This window comes from Streptomyces sp. NBC_01306 (assembly GCF_026340465.1).
GTDB lineage: Bacteria > Actinomycetota > Actinomycetes > Streptomycetales > Streptomycetaceae > Streptomyces.
In genome coordinates this window covers 597,175-609,050 of sequence record NZ_JAPEPC010000001.1, presented here as the reverse complement: position 1 = coordinate 609,050, position 11,876 = coordinate 597,175, and the positions used below count along the sequence as shown (strand labels likewise).

The 11,876-nt window shown below is 69.9% G+C and carries 11 protein-coding genes; 5 read left to right on the top strand and 6 right to left on the bottom strand.

Annotated features, from left to right (window positions below; genetic code table 11):
- Positions 1-11 precede the first annotated feature (11 nt).
- From OG385_RS02590 to OG385_RS02570, 5 genes are all read left to right on the top strand, one after another.
- The gene (locus OG385_RS02590; protein WP_266851428.1) at positions 12-1,427 is read left to right on the top strand and encodes an NAD(P)/FAD-dependent oxidoreductase; all 1,416 of its coding nucleotides are present in this window, start codon (positions 12-14) and stop codon (positions 1,425-1,427) included.
- Between the two features lie 76 nt (positions 1,428-1,503).
- Complete coding sequence (locus OG385_RS02585) at positions 1,504-2,973, top strand: AlkA N-terminal domain-containing protein (protein ID WP_266851426.1); 1,470 nt, start codon at positions 1,504-1,506, stop codon at positions 2,971-2,973.
- A gap of 31 nt (positions 2,974-3,004) precedes the next feature.
- Positions 3,005-3,547, top strand: a complete 543-nt coding sequence (locus tag OG385_RS02580; RefSeq protein WP_266851425.1) for a methylated-DNA--[protein]-cysteine S-methyltransferase — start codon at positions 3,005-3,007, stop codon at positions 3,545-3,547.
- 99 nt (positions 3,548-3,646) lie between these two features.
- Positions 3,647-4,807: a glycerate kinase gene (locus OG385_RS02575; protein ID WP_266851423.1), complete on the top strand. Its 1,161-nt coding sequence runs from the start codon at positions 3,647-3,649 to the stop codon at positions 4,805-4,807.
- 168 nt (positions 4,808-4,975) lie between these two features.
- Entirely contained in the window at positions 4,976-5,386 is a 411-nt protein-coding gene (locus OG385_RS02570) for a MarR family winged helix-turn-helix transcriptional regulator (protein ID WP_266860574.1), read from the top strand.
- A 91-nt stretch (positions 5,387-5,477) separates the two neighbouring features.
- Here OG385_RS02570 and pssA read toward each other — a convergent pair whose 3' ends face one another.
- The 6 genes from pssA to OG385_RS02540 form a co-directional block, all read right to left on the bottom strand.
- Entirely contained in the window at positions 5,478-6,332 is an 855-nt protein-coding gene (gene pssA / locus OG385_RS02565; RefSeq protein ID WP_266851421.1) for a CDP-diacylglycerol--serine O-phosphatidyltransferase, read from the bottom strand.
- Positions 6,319-6,966 carry a phosphatidylserine decarboxylase gene (locus tag OG385_RS02560; RefSeq protein WP_266851419.1) on the bottom strand — a complete coding sequence of 216 codons (648 nt, stop codon included), beginning with the start codon at positions 6,964-6,966 and terminating at the stop codon, positions 6,319-6,321. The genes pssA and OG385_RS02560 overlap by 14 nt, the downstream gene beginning before the upstream one ends.
- 169 nt (positions 6,967-7,135) lie before the next feature.
- On the bottom strand, positions 7,136-8,341 hold the full coding sequence (locus OG385_RS02555; protein WP_266851417.1) for an acyl-CoA dehydrogenase family protein: 1,206 nt from the start codon (positions 8,339-8,341) through the stop codon (positions 7,136-7,138).
- Positions 8,342-8,383: 42 nt separating this feature from the next.
- Positions 8,384-8,887 carry a MaoC family dehydratase gene (locus OG385_RS02550; protein WP_266851416.1) on the bottom strand — a complete coding sequence of 168 codons (504 nt, stop codon included), beginning with the start codon at positions 8,885-8,887 and terminating at the stop codon, positions 8,384-8,386.
- Positions 8,888-8,890: 3 nt separating this feature from the next.
- A complete protein-coding gene (locus tag OG385_RS02545; protein ID WP_266851414.1) occupies positions 8,891-9,865 on the bottom strand; it encodes a CoA ester lyase in 975 nt (324 codons plus the stop codon).
- Positions 9,862-11,874: a protein meaA gene (locus tag OG385_RS02540; protein WP_266851412.1), complete on the bottom strand. Its 2,013-nt coding sequence runs from the start codon at positions 11,872-11,874 to the stop codon at positions 9,862-9,864. The genes OG385_RS02545 and OG385_RS02540 overlap by 4 nt, the downstream gene beginning before the upstream one ends.
- Between the last annotated feature and the right edge of the window lie 2 nt (positions 11,875-11,876).

Genomic DNA, 11,876 nt, shown 5'->3' with positions numbered 1-11,876 from the left:
GGAGCCCGAAGGTGCCGTCGATGCTCGATGCTGTCGTCGTGGGGGCGGGACCCAACGGGCTGACCGCCGCCGTGGAGCTGGCCCGCCGCGGATTCGCCGTCGAGGTCTTCGAGGCCCGGGACACCGTCGGAGGGGGCGCGCGGACCGAGGAGCTCACGCTCCCCGGTTTCCGCCACGATCCCTGCTCCGCGGTCCACCCGCTGGGCGTCGGCTCGCCGGTCTTCAAGACGATGCCGCTCGACCGGTACGGCCTGGAGTGGCTGCACCCCGAACTGCCCATGGCGCACCCCTTCGACGACGGCACCGCAGCTGTGCTGTCCCGGTCGGTCGCCGAGACAGCGGCCTCCTTCGGGCCGCGCGACGCGGGTGCGTACCGGCGGCTCGTCACCCCCTTCCTCGGCCGGTGGGACACGCTGTCCCGGGACTTCATGTCGCTGCCGCTCACCGCGCTGCCGCGTGATCCGCTGACCCTCGCCCGCTTCGGACTGGCCGGTCTCCCGCCGGCCACCTGGCTGATGAAGCGCTTCCGCGACGACCGGGCGCGCGCGCTGTTCGCCGGACTCGTGGCCCATGTCATCGCACCGCTGAACGGCCTCGCCACCAGCGCCGTCGGCCTGACGTTCGCGCTGGCCGCGCACGAGGGCGGCTGGCCGCTGCCGCGTGGCGGCTCGCAGTCCGTCTCCGACGCACTGACCGGGTATCTGCGTGCTCTGGGCGGTGTGGTGCACACCGGCTTCGAGGTGAAGCGGCTCGACGACCTGCCGCCCGCCCGTGCGTACGTCTTCGACACCTCGCCGACGGCCGCCGCGCGCATCGCCGGTCTCGGCCGGGCCTACGACGGATACCGGTACGGGGCGAGCGCCTTCAAGATCGATTACGCACTCGACGGGCCGGTGCCCTGGACGGCGGAGGCCCCCCGGGTCGCCGGGACCGTGCAGATCGGCCCGAGCAGCCGTGAGATCGGTACGGCGCTGCGCCAGGCATCCGGCGGCCGCGCCCCCGGAACACCCTTCCTGATCAGCGCCCAGCCCAGCCTGGTCGACCCGTCCAGGGCGCCCGAAGGCAAGCACGTCTTCTGGACGTACGGACATGTGCCGAACGACTGGGACGGCGACCTCACCGAAGCCGTCGAGCGGCAGCTCGAACGCTTCGCGCCCGGCTTCCGTGACCGCGTGCTCGCCCGCGCCACCGCGGGACCCGCCGAGCTGTTCGCACGCAACGCGAACTACGTGGGCGGCGACATCGCCTGCGGGGCGGCCTCCGGACTGCAACTGCTCCTGCGCCCCAAGCTCTCGCTGTTCCCCTACACGACCTCGCACCCTGCGGTGTACCTCTGCTCGGCGGCGACCCCGCCAGGGCCCGGGGTCCACGGCATGTCGGGCCACAACGCGGCGAAGGCGGTATGGCGGCGGCTGCGCCGGACGTGAGCCGGCAGCATCCCCGGCGAGGGAGATGTCGGATTCTCGCCAGCCGCCGGTACCGGAGGTGGCCGATGCTTGAGCCATGCACACCGATACCGAGCGCTGCGTACGCGCCGTCCAGTCGAAGGACGCCCGCTTCGACGGCTGGTTCTTCACGGCCGTCCTGACCACCAGGATCTACTGCCGTCCCAGCTGCCCGGTCGTGCCGCCCAAGGTCGAGAACATGACCTTCTACCCGAGCGCCGCCGCCTGCCAGCAGGCCGGGTTCCGCGCCTGCAAGCGCTGCCGCCCCGACACCAGCCCCGGCTCCCCGGAGTGGAACGCCCGCGCCGATGTCGTGGCCCGCGCCATGCGCCTGATCCGGGACGGCATCGTCGACCGGGAAGGCGTGCCCGGCCTCGCCGGGCGGCTCGGATACTCGACCCGGCAGATCGAGCGCCAGCTCCTGGCCGAACTCGGTGCCGGCCCGCTCGCACTGGCCCGCGCACAGCGTGCCCAGACGGCGCGCATCCTCATCGAGACGACGGAACTTCCCCTGGCGGACGTGGCGTTCGCCGCCGGGTTCTCCTCCATCCGTACCTTCAACGACACCGTCCGCGAGGTCTTCGCGCTCGCCCCCGGCGAACTGCGCGCCCGCGTCGCCCGCGGCGCGCGACCGCACACCCCGGGCACCATCCCGCTCCGGCTCCCGTTCCGCGCGCCCCTCAACCCGGACAACCTCTTCGGCCACCTCGCGGCGACCGGGGTCCCGGGCGTGGAGGAGTGGCGGGACGGCGCGTACCGCAGAACGCTCTCCCTGCCGTACGGGCACGGCATCGCCGAACTCACGCCCCGGCCCGACCACATCGGCTGTCTGCTCTCGCTCACCGATCTGCGCGACCTCACCCACGCCATCAGCCGCTGCCGCTGGCTGCTCGACCTCGACGCCGATCCGGTGGCCGTCGACGGCGAGCTGCGCAACGACCCGCTGCTGGCTCCGATGGTCGACAAGGCACCGGGCCGGCGGGTGCCCCGTACCGTCGACGCGGCGGAGTTCGCGGTACGGGCGGTGCTGGGCCAGCAGGTGTCGACGGCCGCAGCGCGCACCCACGCCGCCCGGCTCGTCGCCGCGCACGGCGTGCCCGTCGACGACGCCAGGGGCGGCCTCACCCATCTCTTCCCGTCGCCGCAAGCCCTGGCGGCCCTCGACCCGGAGGCCCTGGCGCTGCCCCGCAGCAGGCGCACCACCCTGACCACGCTGGTCGGCGCGCTCGCCGGCGGGTCGCTCACGCTCGGACCGGACAGCGACTGGGACGAGGCCCGCGCCAGGCTGCTCGACCTGCCCGGCTTCGGCCCCTGGACGGTCGAGGTCATCGCGATGCGCGCCCTGGGCGACCCCGACGCCTTCCTCCCCACCGACCTGGGCATCCGGCGGGCGGCGGGGGAGCTGGGCCTGCCGTCGACACCTGCCGCGCTCACCGCCAGGGCCGCGGCCTGGCGGCCCTGGCGGGCGTACGCCGTGCAGTACCTGTGGGCCACCGACTCCCACCCCATCAACCAGCTGCCCGTCTGACTCCCGAAATTCCGGGGAGAGGAGCACAACCATGTCCGCGAAACTGTCCGTGAAACCGTCAGTGAACCCGGCCGCGAAGCAGCACACCGTGGTCGACAGCCCGTACGGTCCGCTCACCCTCGTGGCGACCGGGGGCCTGCTGAGCGGCCTGTATATGACGGAACAGCGCCACCGGCCGCCCGACGAGACCTTCGGCGAACCCGACCCCCGGCCCTTCGGGCAGGTCAGGGAGGAGCTGGCCGCGTATTTCGACGGCGCGCTGACCGAGTTCACCGTGCAGCTGCACCTGGCGGGCACGCCCTTCCAGCGCAGTGTCTGGGAGCAGCTGCGGCAGATTCCGTACGGCGAGACCCGCTCGTACGGCGACCTCGCCGACCGGCTCGGCAGACCGGGCGCCTCACGGGCGGTGGGCCTGGCGAACGGCAAGAACCCGGTCGGGATCATCGTCCCCTGCCACCGGGTGATCGGCTCGACGGGCAGTCTCACCGGATACGGCGGCGGGCTCGACCGCAAGCAGCGGCTGCTGGCCTTCGAGTCGGGCGGCGCAGCTCCGGGGGAGTACGCCCTCTTCTGAACGGTCCGTCTTCTGACCGGTCCGTATGGGCAGCGGGCAGGTGGTGCGGATAGGGTCGGAGCGGCGCGACTGCCTGTTCGAAAGCAAGGGATAAACAAGGTGACGGACGGAGCAGTAACTGAAGCCGCACGGGTGCTCGTGGCGGCCGACAAATTCAAGGGGTCCCTCACGGCCGTGGAGGTCGCTGAGCGGGTGACGGCCGGCCTGCGGCGGATCGTTCCCGGCGTGGAGATCGAGACCCTGCCCGTCGCCGACGGCGGGGACGGCACCGTCGCCGCCGCGGTCGCGGCGGGGTTCGACCGGCACGAGGTGCGGGTCACCGGGCCCCTCGGCGAGCAGCTGACCGCGGCGTTCGCGCTGCGCGACGGTGTGGCCGTGGTGGAAATGGCCGAGGCATCCGGCCTCCAGCACCTGCCCGCCGGCGTGTTCGCACCGCTGACCGCCACGACGTACGGCTCCGGTGAGCTGCTGCGCGCGGCGCTCGACGCGGGGGCCAGGTCCATCGTCTTCGGCGTCGGCGGCAGCGCCACGACCGACGGCGGCGCGGGCATGCTGGCCGCGCTCGGCGCCCGCTTCCTGGACGCGGCCGGACAGCCCGTGGGGCCGGGCGGCGGGGGACTGAGCGAGCTGGCGACCGCCGATCTGTCCGGTCTGGACACCCGTCTTGCCGGTACGGAGATCGTCCTCGCCAGCGACGTGGACAACCCGCTGACCGGGCCCAAGGGCGCACCCGCGGTGTACGGGCCGCAGAAGGGCGCGTCCCCGGAGCAGGTCGCGGCCCTGGACGCCGCGCTGGCGCACTTCGCCGCCGTGCTGGAGAAGTCCATCGGTGCGGGGGCCGCGGAAGCCGCTCTCGCGCCGGGGGCCGGCGCCGCGGGCGGTATCGGCTTCGGCGCGCTGGTCGGCCTGGGAGCGAGCTTCCGCGCGGGTATCGACGTGATGCTCGACGTCCTGGGATTCGCCCCGGCCGTGGCCCGGGCGACCCTGGTCGTCACCGGCGAGGGCTCGCTCGACGAGCAGACCCTGCACGGCAAGGCACCGGCGGGTGTCGCCGCGGCGGCGAGGGCCGCGGGCAAGGAGGTCGTCGCGGTCTGCGGCCGCCTCACGCTCCCGGCGGACGTCCTCGGCAGGGCGGGCATCCGCCGTGCGTACGCCCTCACGGAGCTGGAACCCGACGTGGAGCGCTGTATCGCCAACGCGGGCCCGCTCCTGGAGCAGGCCGCCGAGAACATCGCCCGCGACTTCCTGGTACGCGAGTGACAGCCGGTCACTCCGGAGTGTGAACCGGGCCGGGCGGGTCACCGCCCGGCCCGGCCCGTGCCGCAGGGCAGGGGCGGCCGGCCCCCGCCCGAATGTTTGAGATGGTCAACTTTCCTGGCGTAGCATCGCCCCATGCCAGAAACCCCCGGAGCCGGTACCGACCGGCTCATGGAGCTGCTCTCGGTCTCGCTCGGCGCCTACTACGGCGACTTCACGGCCGCGGCCGCCGCCGAGGGCCTCACCGCCAGCCAGGGCAAGACGCTCAGTGTGCTGCGCCGGGGGCCGTCCGCGATGCGCGCCCTGGCGACCACACTGGCCTGTGACGCCTCCAACATGACCGGGATCATCGACCGGCTGGAGAAGCGCGCACTCGTACGCAGGGAACCCAGCCCCACCGACCGGCGCGTCAAGAACGTCCTCCTCACCGCGGAGGGCGAGCGCACCGTCGACGCGATCAGAGCGGGGATGCACACGACGCTGGCCGGTCTCGCAGCCCTGCCCGACGCCGACCGGACCGCACTCGCGGACCTGCTGGAGCGGGTCTTCGCAGCCCGTGCCGAGGCCGGCCGGACTCCGTGACCCGGGCGGGCCGCGCTCAGCGGTCCGGGCCGGGAACGCCGGAGGGCCCCGAGTGCTGATGCACTCGGGGCCCTCCGGCGTTGTCCAGGAGCTACGGCAGCTGCGCCGTACGCGCCTCGCGGCGGTTGCCGCGGAAGGTGTTCACCCGGCGTGCGGTGGCGAAGAGCGGAATGACCGCACCCAGCACCACCTGGAGCACGCAGCCGGTCTGCAGGAGCAGCTGGCCGCCGGGGGCGTCGAACGCCCAGGCGGCGAGCAGACCCATGGCGCCCACGATCCAGCTGAGCATCGCCACCGCGAGGACGCCCCGCGGCTTCGGGTACTCGACCCGGCTCACCATCAGCCAGGCGACCCCGATGACCGCGAGCAGCGTCGGTACGAAGGGCAGCTCAAGGAGCACGATGGAGACCACCGTCAGCGCCCCGAAGGGGGACGGCATCCCCTGGAAGGTGCCGTCCTTCATGGTCACGCAGGAGAACCGCGCAAGCCGCAGCACCACCGCCAGCAGCACCACGATCGCCGCCACCGCCGCCACGCGCTGGTGCGCGTCGTCCGCGACCATCCCGTACACGAGCACGAAGTAGGCCGGGGCGAGCCCGAAGCTGATCAGGTCGGAGAGGTTGTCCAGCTCCGCGCCCATCGCCGAGCTGCGCAGCTTCCGCGCCACCAGCCCGTCGCAGAGGTCGAAGATCGCGGCGAGCAGCATCAGGATCACGGCGGTCGCGGCGGAGTGCCGCCCCATGCCGTTCTCCTGGCTCCCCTGGAGGTGCGGGATGAGGATCCCGGTGGTGGTGAAGTACACCGCCATGAATCCGCACGTCGCGTTACCGAGAGTCAGCGTGTCCGCTATCGACAGCCGCAGGGACAGCGGCATGTCCTCGATGTCGTCCTCGGCCTCCGCCTCGGGAACCCAGGCGGTCTGCGTCTCCGGATCAATCACGGTCAATTCGAGTCACCCCCGCGGTGGTGGGCTGGCCGACCTCGACCGCGACATCGATACCTTCCGGAAGGTAGATGTCGACGCGAGAGCCGAAACGGATCAGGCCGATCCGCTCGCCCTGCTCCACCTTCGTACCCTGGGGAAGGTACGGCACGATGCGTCGTGCGACGGCGCCGGCGATCTGCACCATCTCGATGTCGCCGAGCTCGGTGTCGAAGTGCCAGACAACGCGCTCGTTGTTCTCGCTCTCCTTGTTGAACGCCGGAACGAAACCGCCGGGGATGTGCTCGACGGACGTCACGGTGCCCGCCAGCGGTGCGCGGTTCACGTGGACGTTCAGCGGGCTCATGAAGATCGCGACGCGGGTGCGCCCGTCCTTCCACGGCATGATGCTCTGCACTACACCGTCGGCCGGGGAGATGACCCGGCCCTGTGTGATCTCCCGCTCGGGGTCGCGGAAGAACCACAGCATTCCCGCCGCGAGGGCGGTGGTGGGCACGGCGACAGCAGCCCAGCGGCCGGACCGGCGGGCCCGGGCCAGGCTGAGCGCCGCGGTTGCGACAGTCGGCAGGAGCCACGGCGATGCTCCGCGCGCGAGACGGACTCGACCGCGTGGTGCAGAGGTTTGGCTGTGGGGCATGAATGACCTTCGTAGCGGATGATGCCGCGCGGGAACGGGGGACGGCGGCTTTCGGGCGATGCTATCGGTTGTGGACCACAACTGGGCAAGCCAGGAAGCCGAGTCGGCGGCCGGAAGATGATGACTGGCTGTGATCTTCTTCGCTGATATATCGCCACGAAAGGGACAATCAGCCCTGGAATCGGTACTCTTCGAGGAGGCGCCGACCGATGATCATTTTCTGGATCTCGGCGGTACCTTCGCCGATCAGCAGCATCGGGGCCTCGCGGTAGAGCCGCTCGATTTCATACTCCTTGGAGAACCCGTATCCACCATGGATGCGGAAGGCGTCCTCCACAACCTCCTTGCAGTACTCGGAGGCCAGATACTTGGCCATCCCCGCTTCAAGGTCGTTTCGTTCCCCGGAGTCCTTTTTGCGTGCCGCATTGACCATCATCGCATGGGCGGCTTCTACCTTGGTAGCCATTTCGGCCAGCTTGAACTGAATTGCCTGATGCTGGGCGATCTGTTTGCCAAAAGTGTGACGTTGCTGTGCGTAGCTGATGCCCAGCTCGAAGGCGCGCTGTGCCACTCCACAGCCACGCGCTGCGACATTCACCCGCCCGACTTCCACTCCGTCCATCATTTGGTAAAACCCTCGGCCCGTAACGCCACCAAGTACGCGATTGGCCGGAATTCGCAGGCCGTCCATGATCAACTCGGTGGTGTCGACCCCCTTGTAGCCCATCTTGTCGATCTTGCCGGGGATGGTCAGACCCGGCCGGACCTCACCGAAGCCCGGCTCCTTCTCGACCAGGAAGGTCGTCATCGACTTGTGCCGGGCGGTCCCCTCGGGGTGACCCTCGTCACTGCGGCACAGGACCGCGACGAGTGAGGACGTGCCGCCGTTGGTCAGCCACATCTTCTGGCCGTCCAGGACGTAGTCGTCGCCGTCCCTGATCCCCTTCGAGGTGATCGCCGACACATCCGAGCCCAGCGCCGGCTCGGACATCGAGAACGCGCCGCGGACCTCGCCCGCGGCCATCCGCGGCAGGAAGGTGTCCTTCTGCTCCTGGGTGCCGTGCTGCTTGAGCATGTACGCCACGATGAAGTGCGTGTTGATGATGCCCGACACGCTCATCCAGCCACGCGCTATTTCTTCGACACACAGCGCGTAGGTGAGCAGCGACTCGCCCAGGCCCCCGTACTCCTCGGGGATCATCAGCCCGAACAGGCCGAGTTCCTTGAGGCCCTCGACGATCTGGGACGGGTACTCGTCGCGGTGTTCGAGTTCGGTCGCGACCGGCAGGATCTCCTTGTCGACGAAGTCCCTGACGGTGGCCAGGATTTCCTGCTGCACATCGGTGAGACCCGGTGTCTGGGCGAGTCGGCTCATGACTGCTTCTCCTGTGACGTCACGCAGTTGGTGGGAATTCGCCTACTGGGAAGGCGTGGGGCGGCCGGGCTGTTCTCCGCCGCGTTCCTTGATGTAGGTGGCGGTGGGGACCATGACCTTGCGGCGGAAGACGCAGACGACGGTGCCGTCCTGGTTGTAGCCCTTGGTCTCGACGTACACGATTCCGCGGTCGGTCTTGGATTTGGAGGGGGTCTTGTCCAGGACGGTGGTCTCGCCGTAGAGGGTGTCGCCGTGGAAGGTCGGTGCGATGTGCTTGAGCGACTCGACTTCCAGGTTGGCGATGGCCTTGCCGGAGACGTCGGGGACCGACATGCCCAGGAGCAGGGAGTAGATGTAGTTCCCGACGACGACGTTCTTGCCGAAGTCGGTGGTCTTCTCCGCGTAGTTGCTGTCCATGTGCAGCGGGTGGTGGTTCATGGTGAGCAGGCAGAAGAGGTGGTCGTCGTACTCGGTGACGGTCTTGCCGGGCCAGTGCTTGTAGACGGCGCCGACCTCGAACTCCTCGTAGGTGCGTCCGAACTGCATGGTTCAGGCCTCCGGGGCTTCGAAGGCGGTGGTGCGCCGCATCCCGGCGGCGCGGCCCTTTCCGGAGATGACCAGGGCCATCTTGCGGCTGGCCTCGTCGATCATCTCGTCGCCGAGCATCGCGGAGCCCTTCTTCCCGCCGGCCTCGGACGTGCACCATTCATAGGCGTCGAGGATCATCTCGGCGTGGTCGTAGTCCTCCTGGGACGGCGAGAAGATCTCGTTGGACGCCTCGACCTGGCCCGGGTGCAGGACCCACTTGCCGTCGAAGCCGAGGGCGGCGGCGCGCTTGGCGACGTCGCGGTAGCCGTCGACGTTGCGGATCTGGAGGTAGGGGCCGTCGATCGCCTGGAGGTCGTAGGTGCGGGCGGCCATCAGGATCTTCATCAGGATGTAGTGGTAGGCGTCGGCGCCGTAGCCGGGGGGCTGCTCGCCGACGACGAGGGTCTTCATGTTGATGGATGCCATGAAGTCGGCGGGGCCGAAGATGATGGCCTCGTTACGGGGCGAGGCAGCGGCGATCTCGTTGACGTTGACGAGGCCCTTGGCGTTCTCGATCTGTGCTTCGATGCCGATCTTGCCGACTTCGAGGCCGATGGTCTTCTCGATCTGGGTGAGGAGCAGGTCGAGGGCGACGATCTGCTGGGCGTCCTGCACCTTGGGGAGCATGATGCAGTCGAGGTTGTGGCCCGCGCCCTCGACGACGGTGATGACGTCGCGGTAGGTCCAGTGGGTGGTCCAGTCGTTGACGCGCACCACGCGGGTCTTGCCGGTCCAGTCGCCCTTGTTCAGTGCCTCGACGATGGTGTGCCGGGCGCCTTCCTTGGCGAGCGGTGCGCAGGCGTCCTCCAGGTCGAGGAAGACCTGGTCGGCGGGGAGGCCCTGGGCCTTCTCCAGGAAGCGCGGGTTCGATCCGGGCACGGCGAGACACGAACGCCTCGGACGCAGACGGTTCACAGGGCTGCTTGACTCGGTCATGCGGGGACCTCCAGAGGGTCGAGCTTGTTCGCTTTCCGGATCACTTCGACGATACGTCCGATGATCTCGGTGATCCCGAAGTCCTTCGGGGTGAAGACGGCGGCGACGCCGGCCTCCTTGAGGGCTGTGCCGTCGGCGTTGGGGATGATCCCGCCGACGATCACGGGGATGTCGGACGCGCCTGCCTCGCGCAGCCGTTCGAGCACATCGGGGACCAGTTCGGCGTGCGAGCCCGACAGGATCGACAGGCCCACGCAGTGCACGTCCTCGGCCAGGGCCGCCGTGACGATCTGCTCGGGGGTCAGTCTGATCCCCTGGTAGACCACCTCGAACCCGGCGTCGCGGGCCCGCACGGCGATCTGCTCGGCGCCGTTCGAGTGTCCGTCGAGGCCCGGTTTGCCGACCAGCAGGCGCAGCCGTCCGCTGCCGAGGTCCTGGGCCGTACGGGTCACGGCGGCGCGTACGGCGGCGAGCGGGGTGCCCTCTTCCGCGGTCACCGCGACCGGTGCGCCGCCCACCCCGGTCGGTGCCCGGAACTCGCCGAACACATCGCGCAGCGCCCAGGACCACTCGCCCGTGGTGACGCCCGCGCGGGCGCACGTCACCGTCGCCTCGAAGAGGTTGCCGTCACCGGCCGCGGTCGCCTTGAGTGCTGCGAGCGACTCCTGGGCCGCGTTCTCGTCGCGGTTGTCGCGCCAGGTGTGCAAGGCGGCCACGACCTTCGCCTCGTTCTCCGGGTCGACCGTCATGATCGCCGTGTCCAGGTCGGCGGTGAGCGGGTTGGGCTCGGTCGACTCGTAGCAGTTGACGCCGACGATCTTCTCCTCGCCGCCCTCGATCCTGGCCCGCCGCCCGGCGTGCGAGGAGACCAGCTCCGACTTGAGGTAGCCGGACTCGACGGCCGCCATCGCGCCGCCCATCTGCTGGATGCGGTCGATCTCGGCGAGCGACTCCTGGACGAGCTCATCGACCTTGGCCTCGATGACATGGGAGCCGTCGAAGATGTCCTCGTACTCCAGCAGATCGCTCTCCTGAGCGAGCACCTGCTGGATCCGCAGCGACCACTGCTGGTCCCAGGGCCTGGGCAGCCCCAGAGCCTCGTTCCAGGCGGGCAGCTGCACGGCGCGGGCCCGCGCGTCCTTGGACAGGGTGACCGCCAGCATCTCCAGGACGATGCGCTGGACGTTGTTCTCCGGCTGCGCCTCGGTGAGCCCGAGCGAGTTGACCTGGACGCCGTAGCGGAAGCGGCGCTTCCTGGGGTCCGTGATCCCGTACCTCTCCTGCGTCAGCCGGTCCCAGATGCGGCCGAAGGCGCGCATCTTGCACATCTCCTCGATGAAGCGGACCCCCGCGTTCACGAAGAACGAGATCCGTGCGACGACCGCGTCGAACCGCTCGGGCGGCACCTGCCCCGAGTCGCGTACGGCGTCCAGGACCGCGATCGCGGTGGACATGGCGTACGCGATCTCCTGGACGGGGGTGGCGCCCGCCTCCTGCAGGTGGTAGCTGCAGATGTTGATCGGGTTCCACTTGGGGATGTGGGCGACCGTGTGCGTGATCATGTCGGTGGTGAGCCGCAGGCTCGGTCCGGGCGGGAACACATGCGTCCCGCGCGACAGATACTCCTTGACGATGTCGTTCTGCGTCGTCCCCTGGAGCCGGTCGGCGTCCGCGCCCTGCTCCTCCGCGACCACCTGGTAGAGCGCGAGCAGCCACATGGCCGTGGCGTTGATGGTCATGGACGTGTTCATCTGCTCCAGCGGGATGTCCTGGAACAGCCGCCGCATGTCACCGAGGTGGGAGACCGGCACCCCGACCCGGCCGACCTCGCCCCGGGCCAGGATGTGGTCCGGGTCGTAGCCGGTCTGCGTGGGCAGGTCGAAGGCGACGGACAGACCTGTCTGGCCCTTGGCCAGGTTGCGCCGGTAGAGCTCGTTGGACGCTTCGGCCGTCGAGTGGCCCGCGTACGTCCGCATGAGCCAGGGGCGGTCCTTCTGGCGCTCAGTCATCT